Annotated in this window: 17 protein-coding genes; 7 read left to right on the top strand and 10 right to left on the bottom strand. The window is 46.1% G+C overall.

Annotation, left to right across the window (positions count from 1 at the left end; all coding sequences use genetic code 11):
* Positions 1-22 precede the first annotated feature (22 nt).
* On the top strand, positions 23-1,027 hold the full coding sequence (locus tag ASJ33_RS03285; RefSeq protein ID WP_023652126.1) for an HD domain-containing phosphohydrolase: 1,005 nt from the start codon (positions 23-25) through the stop codon (positions 1,025-1,027).
* Here the strand turns inward: ASJ33_RS03285 and ASJ33_RS03280 are convergent.
* The 4 genes from ASJ33_RS03280 to ASJ33_RS03265 all read right to left on the bottom strand — a co-directional run bounded on the left by ASJ33_RS03280 (position 1,024) and on the right by ASJ33_RS03265 (position 5,411).
* Positions 1,024-2,823 (bottom strand): adenosylcobalamin-dependent ribonucleoside-diphosphate reductase, encoded by a 1,800-nt coding sequence (locus ASJ33_RS03280; protein ID WP_023652125.1) that lies wholly within the window; start codon positions 2,821-2,823, stop codon positions 1,024-1,026. The genes ASJ33_RS03285 and ASJ33_RS03280 overlap by 4 nt on opposite strands.
* Positions 2,824-3,573 carry a radical SAM protein gene (locus ASJ33_RS03275; protein WP_015407648.1) on the bottom strand — a complete coding sequence of 250 codons (750 nt, stop codon included), beginning with the start codon at positions 3,571-3,573 and terminating at the stop codon, positions 2,824-2,826.
* Between the two features lie 189 nt (positions 3,574-3,762).
* The gene (locus tag ASJ33_RS03270) at positions 3,763-4,251 is read right to left on the bottom strand and encodes a small multi-drug export protein (RefSeq protein WP_041330772.1); all 489 of its coding nucleotides are present in this window, start codon (positions 4,249-4,251) and stop codon (positions 3,763-3,765) included.
* A 20-nt stretch (positions 4,252-4,271) separates the two neighbouring features.
* Positions 4,272-5,411, bottom strand: a complete 1,140-nt coding sequence (locus ASJ33_RS03265) for a RecB family exonuclease (RefSeq protein ID WP_041330770.1) — start codon at positions 5,409-5,411, stop codon at positions 4,272-4,274.
* A gap of 83 nt (positions 5,412-5,494) precedes the next feature.
* Between ASJ33_RS03265 and ASJ33_RS03260 the strand changes: the two genes are divergently transcribed.
* Positions 5,495-6,196 (top strand): cytochrome c biogenesis CcdA family protein, encoded by a 702-nt coding sequence (locus ASJ33_RS03260; protein WP_236886631.1) that lies wholly within the window; start codon positions 5,495-5,497, stop codon positions 6,194-6,196.
* 16 nt (positions 6,197-6,212) lie between these two features.
* Here ASJ33_RS03260 and ASJ33_RS08660 read toward each other — a convergent pair whose 3' ends face one another.
* Positions 6,213-6,299: a hypothetical protein gene (locus ASJ33_RS08660; RefSeq protein ID WP_395843482.1), complete on the bottom strand. Its 87-nt coding sequence runs from the start codon at positions 6,297-6,299 to the stop codon at positions 6,213-6,215.
* Positions 6,300-6,311: 12 nt separating this feature from the next.
* Here ASJ33_RS08660 and ASJ33_RS03255 point away from each other — a divergent pair, with 12 nt between their 5' ends.
* Positions 6,312-6,737, top strand: a complete 426-nt coding sequence (locus tag ASJ33_RS03255; protein ID WP_395843478.1) for a peroxiredoxin family protein — start codon at positions 6,312-6,314, stop codon at positions 6,735-6,737.
* A 16-nt stretch (positions 6,738-6,753) separates the two neighbouring features.
* The gene (locus ASJ33_RS03250) at positions 6,754-7,059 is read left to right on the top strand and encodes a hypothetical protein (RefSeq protein ID WP_023652121.1); all 306 of its coding nucleotides are present in this window, start codon (positions 6,754-6,756) and stop codon (positions 7,057-7,059) included.
* Here the strand turns inward: ASJ33_RS03250 and ASJ33_RS03245 are convergent.
* The 4 genes from ASJ33_RS03245 to ASJ33_RS03230 all read right to left on the bottom strand — a co-directional run bounded on the left by ASJ33_RS03245 (position 7,056) and on the right by ASJ33_RS03230 (position 11,564).
* The gene (locus ASJ33_RS03245) at positions 7,056-7,559 is read right to left on the bottom strand and encodes a hydrogenase maturation protease (RefSeq protein ID WP_023652120.1); all 504 of its coding nucleotides are present in this window, start codon (positions 7,557-7,559) and stop codon (positions 7,056-7,058) included. The genes ASJ33_RS03250 and ASJ33_RS03245 overlap by 4 nt on opposite strands.
* Before the next feature lie 2 nt (positions 7,560-7,561).
* Positions 7,562-9,001, bottom strand: a complete 1,440-nt coding sequence (locus ASJ33_RS03240) for a Ni/Fe hydrogenase subunit alpha (protein WP_041330767.1) — start codon at positions 8,999-9,001, stop codon at positions 7,562-7,564.
* Positions 9,002-9,030: 29 nt separating this feature from the next.
* A complete protein-coding gene (locus tag ASJ33_RS03235) occupies positions 9,031-9,969 on the bottom strand; it encodes a F420-non-reducing hydrogenase subunit G (RefSeq protein ID WP_023652118.1) in 939 nt (312 codons plus the stop codon).
* 215 nt (positions 9,970-10,184) lie between these two features.
* Entirely contained in the window at positions 10,185-11,564 is a 1,380-nt protein-coding gene (locus ASJ33_RS03230) for an elongator complex protein 3 (RefSeq protein WP_041330766.1), read from the bottom strand.
* Between the two features lie 44 nt (positions 11,565-11,608).
* On the opposite strand from ASJ33_RS03230, the gene ASJ33_RS03225 reads away from it, so the two are divergent.
* The 3 genes from ASJ33_RS03225 (at position 11,609) to ASJ33_RS03215 (ending at position 13,143) form a co-directional block, all read left to right on the top strand.
* Entirely contained in the window at positions 11,609-12,283 is a 675-nt protein-coding gene (locus tag ASJ33_RS03225; RefSeq protein ID WP_041330764.1) for a class I SAM-dependent methyltransferase, read from the top strand.
* Positions 12,284-12,350: 67 nt separating this feature from the next.
* A complete protein-coding gene (locus ASJ33_RS03220; protein ID WP_231854730.1) occupies positions 12,351-12,851 on the top strand; it encodes a permease in 501 nt (166 codons plus the stop codon).
* A 64-nt stretch (positions 12,852-12,915) separates the two neighbouring features.
* Positions 12,916-13,143 (top strand): hypothetical protein, encoded by a 228-nt coding sequence (locus ASJ33_RS03215; RefSeq protein WP_012881864.1) that lies wholly within the window; start codon positions 12,916-12,918, stop codon positions 13,141-13,143.
* An 18-nt stretch (positions 13,144-13,161) separates the two neighbouring features.
* Here the strand turns inward: ASJ33_RS03215 and rimI are convergent, their stop codons facing one another.
* Positions 13,162-13,797: a ribosomal protein S18-alanine N-acetyltransferase gene (rimI, locus tag ASJ33_RS03210; protein WP_023652114.1), complete on the bottom strand. Its 636-nt coding sequence runs from the start codon at positions 13,795-13,797 to the stop codon at positions 13,162-13,164.
* Between the last annotated feature and the right edge of the window lie 29 nt (positions 13,798-13,826).

Genomic DNA, 13,826 nt, shown 5'->3' with positions numbered 1-13,826 from the left:
GCGGATATTCTAAGGGGTACGCATGACTACAAAAAATGAAACTATTTTAACGGTAGATGATGAAGATACAATCCGCCGTTTGCTTTGCCAGAAAATAACCGGAGAAGGCTATAAATGCCTGACCGCCCCAAATGCCGCCGAGGCTATGGAAATTGTAAAAAACAATAATATCGCACTGGCAATACTGGATATAAAAATGCCTGGGATTTCCGGCATGGATATCTTACCCGAAATCCGCATTGGTTCACCTGATACCGCCGTTATAATGGCTACTGCCATCAGCGATACAGATACCGCTATAAACTGCATGAAGCTGGGCGCTTATGATTATGTGACCAAACCTTTTAAACTGGATGCGGTGATGATGAGTATAGAGCGGGCACTGGAAAAACGCCGTCTAATACTGGACAATCGTGATTACCAGCAGCATCTGGAGTTAAAGATAAAAGACCAGGCGGAAAAAATACGCAGTTCCTTTTTTAATGCCATAACTTCTCTGGCCTATGCACTTGAGGCTAAAGACAGTTACACTATAGGTCATTCACAGCGGGTAGCTGAAACCTCGGTTTCTATTGCCAGCGCTATGGAACTGCCTGCTGCTGCCATTGAGCAGATACGTTTAGCAGGGTTGGTTCATGACATCGGCAAAATAGGTATCAGAAGTGTTTGTCTGAATAAAGCCGGCAACCTGACCGAAGAAGAATACAATCATATAAAAACCCATCCCGGCATAGGCGAACGCATACTTTCCCCCATCACCGAAGACCGTGAAATATTGAAAATAGTCCGCCACCACCATGAGCATTTTAACGGACGGGGTTATCCTGATGGGCTAAAAGGAGATGAAATACCGCTGGGAGCTAGAATAATGGCACTGGCTGACGCCTATGATGCCATGACCTCTTTAAGACCATACCGCAAGGCTATGACAGATAAAGAAGCCTGGGAAGAGCTGAAACGCTGTTCAGGTATACAGTTTGACCCGGAGATTTTAGCTGTTTTTGCCCGCATGAATAAACATACCTAACGACAGGAGCAGTTATCCAGATACTGGTCTACCAGCTTTACACCTGATTCGCAGGTGCATAAAGGCTGAGCTGCCCGGCTTCCGTCACGGTATACTGTTATCCCTTTAAGCCCCTTGTCATAGGCCATATTAAACACATTCGCCATATCCTCACGGGTAGCCTCATGGGAGAAATTTACCGTCTTGGAAACAGCATTATCAGTATACTTTTGGAAAGCCGCCTGAATACGGATATGCCATTCGGGGCGAATGCGGTGAGCAGTAACCAGCAGACGTTTAAGCCAGTCCGGTATACACTCTATATCATGCAGATGGTTTGAGGAAACCAGTTTCTCAAACAGCTCTTTTGAATGGAAACCTCCGCGTCTGGCCATTTCTTCAAAATACGGGTTTATCTCCAGCAGGTTTTCACCATCAAGTATATTCCTGACAAATACCATAGCGAAAGAAGGCTCTATGCCCGAAGATACCCCGGCTATAATGGAAAGCGTGCCGGTGGGAGCTATGCTGGTACAAGTGGCATTCCGCATGGGGCGTCCGCCCGGTACGTCATAAATACTGCCTTCATAAGCAGGGAAAGACCCTCTGACTTCGGCTAGTTTTGACGAAGCACGGTGGGAAGTTTCTTTAATAAATTCCATTATCTGGTCAGCCTGAAATATAGCCTCTTCGGAATTGTATGGTATACCCATCAAAACCAGCATATCGGCAAAACCCATAACCCCCAAGCCTACTTTGCGATTACGCAGCGTGGCTTTTTCAATTTCAGGAGTAGGAAACTTGTTTACATCTATTACATTATCCAGAAAGCGGATAGCCATTTTAACTGTCCGCCCCAGCTTTTCATAGTCTACCACTACCCGTTCGCCATCACGCTTGAGCATACGAGGCAAAGAGATTGAACCAAGATTGCAAGATTCATATGGCAGAAGGGTTTGCTCTCCGCAACCGCTTACATGCTTGATGCGCCCTAATAACGGGGTGGGATTATCATCATTTATACGGTCTATAAATACCAAACCCGGATCACCCGTTTTCCAAGCCTGGTCCACAATACGATCAAACACACAGGCGGCGTTTAGCCGCTGAACTACCTCACCGGTGTGCGGGTTGATAATATCGTAATCTTCACCATTTCGTACTTTGGTCATGAAGTCTCGGGTTACCACAACTGAAATATAAAAATTGGTCAGGGCATTCGGGTCACCCTTGCAGGAGATAAAATTAAGGATATCGGGATGAGTTACATCTAAAATAGCGGCGTTACACCCGCGGCGAACCCCACCCTGCCGCACATAATCTGCTGCTGCAGCAAATATATTAATTACAGAGACCGGGCCGCCGGCCACTTCGGTGAGTTCCCCAACCCTATCTCCGGCAGGACGCAGGTCGGAGAATGAAAACCCTGTGCCGCCCCCGCTTTTATGAATAAGAGCTGTCTGTTTTACGGCATCAAAAATAGATTCAATGGAGTCTTCTACCGGCAAAACAAAACAGGCTGAAAGCTGCCCTACTTGCCGCCCGGCATTCAATAAGGTGGGTGAATTGGGCAGGAACTCCAGGCGGAACATAGCCTGATAAAATTCCTCTTCAATACGGCTTATATCCGCACCCGGTGCATATTTATATTCGGCAGAAGCTACTACTCTGGCTACCCTGTGGAACATATCCTCAGGCGTTTCAATCACCCGTCCGTCAGCATCTTTTTTGAGATACCGCTTTTCCAATACCCTTTTGGCGGTAGTGGATAAACGTGCTGCTATCACAACTGATTGTCTGCCGGATTCTACTGTCATTTAAAAAACCTTAACTGCCTTATCACCGATTCGTTTCATATCCAACGTAAGTACCACTACATTGTTCAGGTACTTGCGGGCAACTTCGGCTGCTTCTTCCACTTCTTCCTTGTTGGCCGCCCGCCAAGGACAACCCGGAATAGGGAAATAAGCGTCAATGCGGAAAGACATATCTTTATCTATGCTGGCTAAAAACTGGGCTACCTTTTCTATTTCGTCTTTGGCTATATAATCAGGTATGTACACCACTTCTACATGGAGTTTGCGCTCACCTAATGAAGCATGTATCTTCTTCAGATTTTCCAGCGCGGATTTATTTGAGCGGCTGGTATAATCACGATATATATCTTCGGAATACGCCTTCAGGCTGAAAATAACCTGGTCAATATCTGTAAGGTCAGGCATCCTGATACCGTTGGTTAGCAGAATATTGTAAGAGCCGTATTTTTCATGGACAGCCTTAGCCAGTTTAGGCAGCTCAGGGTCAAGCACCGCCTCCGTACCCAGAAAAACCGCATATTTTATAGTATAGCCATCTATCTTTTCCATAACCTGGTCAAACGTTAGAAATTTAGTGGGAGGGGCTTGCCTTTCACGGGTAATTATCTCAGCTACAGGATCATCCAGCAGACCAAAATCGTAAACCTCGTAATTGGTATAACAACCGCGGCATTTTAAATTACATTCAGTCCAAAAATGAAAATCCATTGAATGGTAACTTGGCTCATATGCCAGATGATAAACCTTCATTCAATCCCCCAAACATGATTAGCAAGCCTATGGGAAGGCTCGCTCTTATAAGTATAACACTGTTAAAATACCCGAACAATAATAAATTTTAGCAATCTGCCTCTTTGTTTGCTAGAATTTATTGTACCACATGTTTTTACTTTTAGCATCAGGTTTTTTGATTTTTTACTAAGCATTTCGGATATATTCTTAGATTCCCAGCAGTATCAAACCAAAATACATAGCCAACGTGAGCCCAGTTGTCCAAACCGCTACCCCTGCTGATATCCAGATAAACAGCTTCAGCTTGTCTGCGTTTAGCATCACCCCTAAAAAGGCAGCTAAGGGGGCACTGGTTAACACGGGTGACAAAAGACCCAACCCTATAATTCCGTATTTTAACCATATTTTGTACAGCCGGCCCGAATGAAGCCTTTCCTGCAAAGCCGCAATAATCTGGGCAAAGAGTGCTGACAGGCTTGCAGAGGCATCACCCGTACGGTTTTTATCCAGCCAGCGGTTTGAGCCTGCCCGTATTCTTTCTGAAAGAATAATAATAATACCTACGCCGCTTAAAGTACCGCCGCATACCAGCAGAATAACCAGAGCTGGGTGCAAACCCCAAATCAAACCAGCCGGTATGGCCAGCCAGATTTCCACCAGCGCCAGTAAAAACACACCAATCATTTGAAAAAACATCTATCTGCAAACCTGCACTTTCAGCTATCGTTATCGGCTGAAAATTGTTTGATATACAGCCGCGGAGAGGTAGATACAACTTCCTTTAAAGCCAGCAATTCTTCTTTCAGTGTCTGTCCGCAGGCATCTGTTTCCAGATATTTCTCCAGCAGGCTTTTATCCAATTCGGAAACCTTGTCCCACAGCCCTAGCGGCACAAGCAAATCCCGCACCGCCTGATTGTTATACCCGCTACGCGAAACCTCTTTGTAGCTGAGTGAATGTTCATTGCCGTATACCCGTCCAAGCGAATTGGCACGGCAGTATTCAATAATAGACTCTTTCAGAGTATCTATTCTGGCTTCTATTTCACTTTTACGGGACTGGAGTTCCGCATATTCCTCAACCGCACGGGGTATATCTACTGCTGATGCTTCGGGTAACTGGGGCGGGGGTGCGTATTTGTGGCGATACAGCGGACAGAGATGGGCAAAATCACACGGGCAAAAACCGTTTTCACAGGCAGGGAAAATAGCTTTTTCTATTTTTTCGGCTACCTCCAGCACCAGTTGCCTGGCATCAGCAATAACCTCTTTACTACGGGCAGAACAACGCATGGCGGTGTTTGAACGAAGGTGATAAAGGCAAAGTTCCCCAACCGGCAAAAACCAAATCTGCTCTACTGCCAGCTGGTAAAGACTCAGCTGAAGGTTATTTTGAACATATTCAGCCGAAAACAGGTCTTTGTTGCTTTTGTAGTCCACAATACATAGTTCACCGGATAAGAGTTTATCTACCCTGTCAATTTTACCGGTCAGCTTAACTCCGTCCAGATTTACAGTGTACTGGTATTCCACTGCAAGTGGCATATGAAAATCAGCACTGTGGATACGGCAGAACTCCGCAAGTATCTCTTTACCTAACTGGCGGTAGTTTTCTTCTGCCTCAACAGACTCATACCCTTCAGACCGCCAGTGCAAGCGATAATATTCCAGCATCTTTTCCAAACTGGGTGGAGGAGGTACTTTTATTCTGAAAAAATGCTCCGCACAGTCATGCAGGGTAGTACCAAAGCTGAAATACCCCTTTTCCAACGGCTTTAGGCCGTCAATATAAAGAAAACGGTATTTTAAAGGACAACTCAGGTACTGGTCTATCTGACTGTAGGAAAGGGGACGCATAAATACTCCGCCTGTAAAACTGATATAATATTAAAGTACATTATAGCCTTGTTTTCAGGGTTATGGGAAGGTGCAGAACGGGTTTGGAAGATATCTCTTACCTTTTAGCCCTTGCCGGCGGACTGTCCGCCTTTTTCTCCCCATGCGTACTGCCTATGATGCCTATTTATTTAGCCAGCCTGACGGGAGCCGAGATACTTGATGCTAAACCAAACTCCGCCATTTCTTATAAAACCCTGCGGCATTCAGTGGCCTTTGTAGCCGGTTTCAGCCTTATCTTTACCAGTCTTGGGGCTTTAGCCGGGCTGGGCGGGGTTATTATAAACCCCAGTGACCTCTGGGTAAGGATACTCTCAGGGGGAATGCTTATCATCTTTGGTGGGTACATGCTGCTATGCCTTCGTTTCCCGTCAATCAATTTTGAAAAGCATCTGGCCAGCCCACAAAACCTTAAAATGAGCGGTTATGCCAGGTCTTTCCTAAGCGGGGCGGTTTTCACCCTTGCCTGGACACCCTGCATCAGCCCGGTGCTGGGCAGTATACTAACTATTACATTCGGAGGAGAAAACCCGCTTTACGGCTCGGCACTGCTGGCTGTTTTTTCACTGGGCATGGGTATACCATTTATTGCATTAGGGTTGCTCCTTCAAAAAACTCTGCCTTTGATAGGTAAAATTAGCCACTATTCAGCTGCCATATACGGTGCAAGTGGCGTGATACTGATATTTATTGGTATACTGATACTTGGTAATAGAATAGGGTTTTTCAGTACCCTGCAGATTTGAAATGAAAAGTAAATTGTTAGCCCTCTGTTTTCTGCTCCTTGGCAGTCTTTGTCTGTCCGCCTGCAGCCAATCCACGCCATCTCCATCTGACAACGCCAACCAACCCGTAACAGGTATAAAGATAAACAATTTTGCACCGGATTTCTCCCTGAAAAATCTGGCTGGGCAGGAAATAAACCTGAGTGATTTCAGAGGCTCGGGGGTAATTATAAACTTCTGGAAGATAAGCTGCAGTTATTGCAAACAGGAGATGCCTTTTTTTGAAGCCGCTTATCTAAAAAACAAGACTCTCCCAGACAGCATTAAAGTCCTTATGATAAATATAACAGAGAGCCAGTCACTTATAGAGCAGTTTATGGAGGATAATCACTATACCTTTCCGGTACTGCTGGATACCACTGGTGCTATCGGGCAAATCTACAATGCAAACTATATTCCCATTACCTATTTTATAAATGCCGAAGGGATAATAAAGGCCATAAAGTTCGGGGCATTTTCCAGCCAGACAGATTTTGACAACCAACTGGACAAGATATACTAAAACCTAAGGAGTAACAATGACTGATATATTGAACGAAGCATCAAATATAGCCCAATGCAAAGAGTGTCCGTGGTACCGTGCTTGTACAACACCTATGCGATATACTTCTGAAGATATCCGCCGCCAGGTACAAAGCGGAGGTCCGGGTATGAATGCGCCTCAAGATGAAGCTGCCATGCAGCAGATGTTATCCATGGCTTCCGCCGCCCAAAACTCCATGCTGGAGGCCTGCCCTATTTTCATTGAACGCCTGCGGAATAACCCAAAACTGGGGCAAAAGATAAAGGAAATGATGCAGAACTGGAGTCAGGAAAGCCACTAAAAAGGCGGCTGGGCAAAATAGATATCCATAATATAACGGGCGGTTTCAACTACCGCTTTTTGGACTTTTTCAGTTAAACCCTGTTCCATCTCCTCGGGTATCCGTTCAGGTTTAACTGCCAGCACATCTATTTTTACTCCCCCGTCAGCATGAAGCTCTTTAAGCATATTCAGGGTGGGCATAAGGTGCAGTGAGAAGTCATTTATCTTTTCCGGAGATACCTGTTCAACCGTAAGATGCCCAATCTCACCCGCCTCCAGCCCAGTTTCCATGGCATCTACCAGTACTATAACCTTGGGTTTCACATCACTTATCATTATGTTAAATAATAACTCTCGGATAGCTGTACCCACGTCCATAACGCAGGCAAAAGAAGGAACCCGGCTATGGGCATTTAAGTAATCTGCTACAGCAGGGCCAAAACCGTCATCACCATAAAGTATGTTTCCGCAGCCGAATACAACCACCAGCCGGGAGCAATATTCCGGTAAACAGTCCATATTTAGTTAGAGTAAGTCTGGACCAGCTGTCCGCTTGCGTCAACTATATCCAGCCTGACCGCTACTTTGCCATTAAGCTCGTGTGTAGAGCAGGACAAGCAGGGGTCATAAGCCCGTATAACCATTTCTATTTCGTCCAAAATGGTTTCATCATACTTACCACCCTTTATAAGAGTTTGGGCAGCTTGTTTTACGGACATATTTATAGCAGCATTATTAAAGACGGTGGCAACCACCAGATTGGCATCAGTAACTAAACCATTATCATCTGTAGTATAGTCATGAATAAGGGTGCCGCGGGGGGCTTCTATGCAACCCACTCCCCGGCCAGCTTTGGGAGTTACCGGTACACGAGTGTTGGTGCTGGTAATTTCGGGGTCAGAAAGAAGCTCAATAACCCTTTCAGCATTGTATAAAAGCTCTATCAAGCGTGCCCAATTGAAAAGAAGTGACTGCTGGGCAGGACGGCCGAATTTAGCGCGGAATTCTTCCAGTTCCTTTTGAGCCAAGGGCGTAGCAATACGGTCACAGACATTTATACGGGCCAGAGTGTTTACCCTCAAAATACCGGAGGGATTGTCTAAATCCATATTAAACTCACCGAGTTCCTTGGCATACGGGAATTTGGCATAACTCCAGTCTTCTACCCGCTCAGTAATATGGTCAAGGTAATCCTTGGGGGAAAATTCGGTAAACTTGCCGTCAGGACGCATAAGACGAAGATTGCCGTCATATTGGTTTAAAGCACCGTTTTTATCTACAGTGCCTAAAAAGCCGGTCTTGATAACGCCAATTTCTTTAATAAGGCTTTCATATTTACTGAAAAGATTTTCTTTGGCATATGCTATGGAAAACTTGGAGAACTCCAACAGTTCTTTAGCCATTTCCATCATTTTTTCACGTTCAGTTTCCGTAAGCGGTTTTGAGAACCCTCCGGCTACAGCCGCTACAGGGTGGATATCTTTTCCCAAAAGATAATCCAGCATCTTTGATGCCAGATGACGTGAGCGTATAACCTTCTGGCCCAGTTCAGGCATCTTCTGGGCTATACCAAAAACATTGCGCATAGAGTAGTTTTCACCCGGACCCATCACAAGGTCAGCTCCAGCTAAAAAGAAGAAATGGAGGATGTGCTCTTCCAGATAAGCAGCGGCATTAGCCAGTTCACGCAGTTTGCGGCCAGCAGACGGCGGGGTAACACCGAAGACGTTGTCACAAGCCTTAGCGGAACACAGATGATGGGAAAGCGGACAAACGCCGCAGATACGCGGGGTAATACGGGGCATTTCTTCTACAGGCCGCCCTATACAAAATTTTTCAAAACCGCGCAGCTCTATAATATGCATGCGGGCATCAGATACATTGCCGCTATTATCAAGGTTTATAACAACCTTAGCAGCACCTTCAATTCTGGTAACCGGCTGTATTGTAATCTGTTTCATATATCCTCCGAATTAACTAAAAGGGGTTATTATTTATCCTGCGGGCGGAGTCTACCCGAACCGATAAAGCGGTTTATGGTGGCCACCCGGTCAACAATCTCCTTTGGATCACGCCCGATATAGCTTAACGAGCCCATTATATCAGCAGTAGGATTAGAACCTTTGCGGACAGGTCCGAAACAGCCGCGGCACGGCATATAAGCCTTTATACAGCGGGGAATTTCTTCCGAAGGATCAGCACCCAAAATACGGTTGCACCCAGCTTTGGTAACCGGCCCCAGACAGAACAAGCCCTGTTCATTCAGGCAGCGCATATTATCATAGCGGCCGGGGGTAAACTGGGCATTTTGCAGAGGGCGTTTGATAGACCCGCCGGTAGATTGTTTTTCACGTATGGTGGGGCAGGTATCGCAAACACTTCTTTCGGGAAGCGCAAAAGTTTTACCCGCAAGTACTGCTGTGAGCAGTTCAACTATATGGGCTGGTGTAGGAGGACAACCGGGCAGGTGAATATCTACTGTTATTATTTCATCTACGGCATAAACACGGTCAAGCATTTTGGGGAGGGATTTGTCACCGGGAGGAGAAGCAGGATCAGTACCTTTCTCCTTACTGAAAACCTGTTTCAACATATCTTCGGTAGTAGAAAGGTTTGCCAGAGCCGGAATACCGCCGAAACAGGCACAAGTGCCAAGGGCTACGATTAGCTTGCATTTCTTGCGCATTTCCAGAGCAAGTTCCCTGTTTTCCTCATTTCGGATACCGCCTGTAATTATACCAAGATCAGCTTCTGGGATTTCGTATTTAATACCATCACCCTTCTGTCCGAGAAGTTTATGATCCATAAGAACAGGCATATGAACTATTTCCAAGTTGGGTAAAACATCCAGCAGCGGCTCACCTATATCCAGTATAGAGAGTTCACACCCTCCGCATACTGCAAACCATTCTTCAGCAACACGGACCATTTTATCCTCCTAGCCATGTCTTTTGTTTTCCCGTCACCATATATACTGGTAATACACACAAGTTACTGTATAAAATAACTGTTTATATTCTAGCACCTAAAAAACGTTTTTACCATTCAGTTCAAGTTGCATTTACTGACACATCAGCAGAGTTTACACCTGTAGTTTAACATTTGTCACCATACAGGGCAAAATCAGCCAAATCCGCTTTAATATCAAGCCAGACGCTTACACATATACCCTGCCGAAAGTTCATACCCGAGTGAACGGTAATACTCTCTGGCGCCCACACCGCTTAGTATTGCCAGTGAGCTAAGGCCGTATTCGTCATGGGCAAGCCGTTCTGCCTCGGCCACCAGCTTTCTGCCAAGACCCCGGTGCTGGGCAGACTGGTCTCCCTGTTCACCCAGTGAGAGTTCTATGCCATATACATGCAGTTCACGTACCAGTCCTATTTTACCGCCGTATTTTTTATCCGGAACAGGCAGGGATAAACAGGGTATACGCAACCTGAGCAAACCATAAAGGGTATCGGAAGAATCCTCAAAGCTAAGGAATATCTCGTTGCCCTCTGAAGCAGGATAATCAAGTCGCCTTAAGGTGGGTTCACCACTGGTTTGTCCTTTCCGCTGGCGGTGGCCGTATTCACGACAGCGTATACACCTGCACTTCTGGTGGCGGCTTTCCAGTATCTGCCGAACACCATCTCTCAGGGAGTCTTTGAGTCCCGCGCTGATAAATACCGCCGGTATATCCCGAAGAACCCGTGAGATACGCACATAAGGCGGCACCAGAGCTTTAATATCCGCAATAAGCCCGGTCATGATGTCACTTGGGTACGGTGTATATCTGCCTTCTTTCCACCACTCCTCAAGTACAGTCCCCTCCACTACCATAGTGGGATAAAGCTTAAGCCCGTCAGGGCAAAACCGGGGATCTTCAAACACCATGCGGGAAAGTGCCAGATCTTTTTCAGGGGCTGAACCGGGAAGTCCGGGCATCCAGTGGTAATGCACTTTTAGGCCGTATTCACGCAAAAGGCGGGTGGCCTCAGCCACATCCGCAACTGTATGTCCCCGTTCAACCAGTTTATAAATATCATCATCCAGCATCTGGACGCCAAGTTCCACTCTGGTAGTTCCGAAATCTATCATCCGTTGTATTTCGGTCTCACCGCAGATATCCGGGCGGGTCTCAATGCATAAGCCTACGCAGCGGTGCTGAGCAGTTTCATTTATAGTCTTAGCTTCCTCCAGACTGCCAGCCACTATCCCATTCAACGCATCATAGCAGTCTTTAATGAAACCATACTGGTAGGCGGTATCTGCTGAAAGGAAAGTACCACCCATAACTATAAGCTCAACCTTATCTGTAGGGTGACCCATATCCTGTATTATCCGCAGGCGAAGGGCAACCTGTTTGTAAGCCTGGTATTCACAGCTTTTAGCCCGCAAAACAGCCGGAGATTCAGGTGTATAGCTCTGGGGAGTGGCAGCAAAAGTAGGACAATATATGCACTTGCCGGGACACGGCAGAGGTTTGGTCATAACCGCCACCGGGGTAACGCCTGATATTGTTCGGGAAAGCTTCTTCATATATACTCTTATCTATTAAGGATAGTTAATTATAACCTAAAGCTATGAACGAACAAAATTTTACTTCCCAGTCACAGGTATTTGACCGTATAGCCGCTGGCTGGTACAGCTTTCGCCATCGTTCCATTTTCAGCCCGGAGCTTTCAGCACTGGCCGAAAAATGGCAAACAGGCAAACTCCTTAATGCCGGCTGCGGCTGCGGAGCAGATTTTATACCTTTTAAAAACAATTTTGAGCTGTATGGCATAGATTTTTCAGCCGAGATGATAGACCAAGCCGGTAAATATGCCCGTAAACACGGCTTCAAACCTAATCTGGCAGTGGCAGATATGCAAAACCTGCCTTTCAAGGATGCCGAATTTGACTGGCTGATTGCTGTGGCCAGTTTCCACCACCTGAAAGGACAGGATTCTCAACTAAAAGCCCTAAACGAATTCGGACGGGTACTGAAAGATAACGGACAAATATTCCTGACGGTCTGGAACCGTCTACAGCCCCGTTTTTGGTTCAAGGGGCGGGAAACTCTGGTGCCATGGAAAAGCCAGGACCAGATACTCATGCGCTATTACCACCTGTATACCTGCTGGGAGATAGAGGCACTGGTTAAAAAAGCCGGTTTCAGGGTAGTCAGCTCATCCGGTGAAAAGAGCCACCGCGGACCAAAATATTTTGCCCGTAACATCTGCCTGATACTTGAGAAACAAACTTTAAAAAAATAGGGCTTTAGGATATATTTGTATAAGTAATATGGTAAATAACAGCTGTGAGAGAGGCCAAAGACCTTCCATGATAATCCCCACCATAATTCTGGCGGTTGCAGCAGTGGTGGTCAGTGTTATTGCTTACAACAAAAACGGTGCTCACGTAGAGGGGTTTAAAGCCGCCTGGGATATATTTATTCAGGTATTGCCCATGATGGTACTGGCCTTTGTGATTGCCGGTATGCTCAGGGTTATCATACCCGAAGAGACCGTCAGCCAGTGGCTGGGACAGGAATCAGGTTTCAAAGGTGTACTTATCGGTACAGCTGTGGGCGGGCTAATGCCGGGCGGACCTTACAGTTGTATGCCCATTGCCGCCGGGTTGCTGGGCGGCGGTGCCGGAGCCGGTACTATGGTAGCATTCATGACGGGCTGGTCACTGCTGGCGGTGAACCGTCTTCCTCTTGAGATTGGCATGCTGGGCTGGAAATTCGCCCTGATACGGCTGGCCGTAACCGCCCTGATGCCAATAGCCGCCGGGATGCTGGCCAATGCCCTCTTTTCAAAAGTAAACCTGCTTGAATAGTTTTTCCCTTAGGAATAAACTATTACACTGTAAACGCAAGTTGGTGAAAGGAAGTACCTGAGAGATGATGGTAAAAATCCCCTGCCCTGATTGTGGCGTAATTGGCAGTTTTTCATTAGCTGACGAAGTATATGAAGGACCTTATAAATGCTGGAAATGCCGCAAGCTTTTCAAAATACGCATTGAACGGGGTACGGTCAAGCTCTGCGAACCCATAGATGAAGCAGAATTTGAACGATTGAAATCCCTGGGGGATTTAAAACGCAAATCCCGGGGCGGAGACGAAGAGTAACTTTCCCTTTTAATAAATTTAAGAAGCCAGTTCGGCCATGCCCGGTGTGGTTTTCCACTTCCGGGTGTGGCTGTTTTTATATTCTTCCAGTTTAGACGTAAAATCAGGGCTATCAATGCTATCTAAAGTCATAATAAGGGCATCTTCGTGATTATCCAGATAGTATTTTTTCCGTATACCCTTTATGGCAAACCCATATTTCAAATACAGATTTTGAGCCACAATATTTGAAACCCTGACCTCAAGAGTCATTTCAAAGCATTTGTGTTTGATAGCTTCTTTCAAAGAGCTTATCAGAAGCAACTCGCCAAATCCTTTGCGGCGGTAGGCCTCCCGCACTGCCACGCTGACCAAATGGGCAGAGCCGGCCATTACCCATATAGCACCGTAACCAATTACCTTTGGGCAGTCTACCACCTGCTGAATAGTGCCAGTATCATGTCGGATACAATTCCTAAGTCGTTTCCAAATACTTAAAACAGGCTTTGCAGCAGTGGAGATGTCCTCATCAACCAGCACCATATAATGGGCCATGATGTTTTCCATCTCACGCTTGAAATTGGTCGCCGGCCACATTGTGGGAAAGGCTTCTTTATCAAGTTGATTTAGTTCAGGTATATCTTCGTCTTTTATAGGGCGGATTAAATAGGCCATTTAAATAAACCTCTGGCAAATAGTGTACA

This window comes from Dehalococcoides mccartyi, assembly GCF_001889305.1.
Classification (GTDB): domain Bacteria; phylum Chloroflexota; class Dehalococcoidia; order Dehalococcoidales; family Dehalococcoidaceae; genus Dehalococcoides; species Dehalococcoides mccartyi_A.
The sequence above is the reverse complement of the archived record's forward strand: the minus strand, read 5'-3'. Positions and strand labels throughout refer to the sequence as shown.

Coding starts and splice junctions, on each gene's coding strand:
- ASJ33_RS03265 (WP_041330770.1), bottom strand. CDS start 5,411: ATGCGTCCCCTTTCCTACAGTCAGATAGACCAGTACCTGAGTTGTCCT.
- ASJ33_RS03245 (WP_023652120.1), bottom strand. CDS start 7,559: ATGGACTGTTTACCGGAATATTGCTCCCGGCTGGTGGTTGTATTCGGC.
- ASJ33_RS03285 (WP_023652126.1), top strand. CDS start 23: ATGACTACAAAAAATGAAACTATTTTAACGGTAGATGATGAAGATACA.
- ASJ33_RS03280 (WP_023652125.1), bottom strand. CDS start 2,823: ATGACAGTAGAATCCGGCAGACAATCAGTTGTGATAGCAGCACGTTTA.
- ASJ33_RS03240 (WP_041330767.1), bottom strand. CDS start 9,001: ATGAAACAGATTACAATACAGCCGGTTACCAGAATTGAAGGTGCTGCT.
- ASJ33_RS03215 (WP_012881864.1), top strand. CDS start 12,916: ATGATGGTAAAAATCCCCTGCCCTGATTGTGGCGTAATTGGCAGTTTT.
- ASJ33_RS03235 (WP_023652118.1), bottom strand. CDS start 9,969: ATGGTCCGTGTTGCTGAAGAATGGTTTGCAGTATGCGGAGGGTGTGAA.
- ASJ33_RS03275 (WP_015407648.1), bottom strand. CDS start 3,573: ATGAAGGTTTATCATCTGGCATATGAGCCAAGTTACCATTCAATGGAT.
- rimI (WP_023652114.1), bottom strand. CDS start 13,797: ATGGCCTATTTAATCCGCCCTATAAAAGACGAAGATATACCTGAACTA.
- ASJ33_RS03270 (WP_041330772.1), bottom strand. CDS start 4,251: ATGTTTTTTCAAATGATTGGTGTGTTTTTACTGGCGCTGGTGGAAATC.
- ASJ33_RS03220 (WP_231854730.1), top strand. CDS start 12,351: ATGATAATCCCCACCATAATTCTGGCGGTTGCAGCAGTGGTGGTCAGT.
- ASJ33_RS03230 (WP_041330766.1), bottom strand. CDS start 11,564: ATGAAGAAGCTTTCCCGAACAATATCAGGCGTTACCCCGGTGGCGGTT.
- ASJ33_RS03250 (WP_023652121.1), top strand. CDS start 6,754: ATGACTGATATATTGAACGAAGCATCAAATATAGCCCAATGCAAAGAG.
- ASJ33_RS03225 (WP_041330764.1), top strand. CDS start 11,609: ATGAACGAACAAAATTTTACTTCCCAGTCACAGGTATTTGACCGTATA.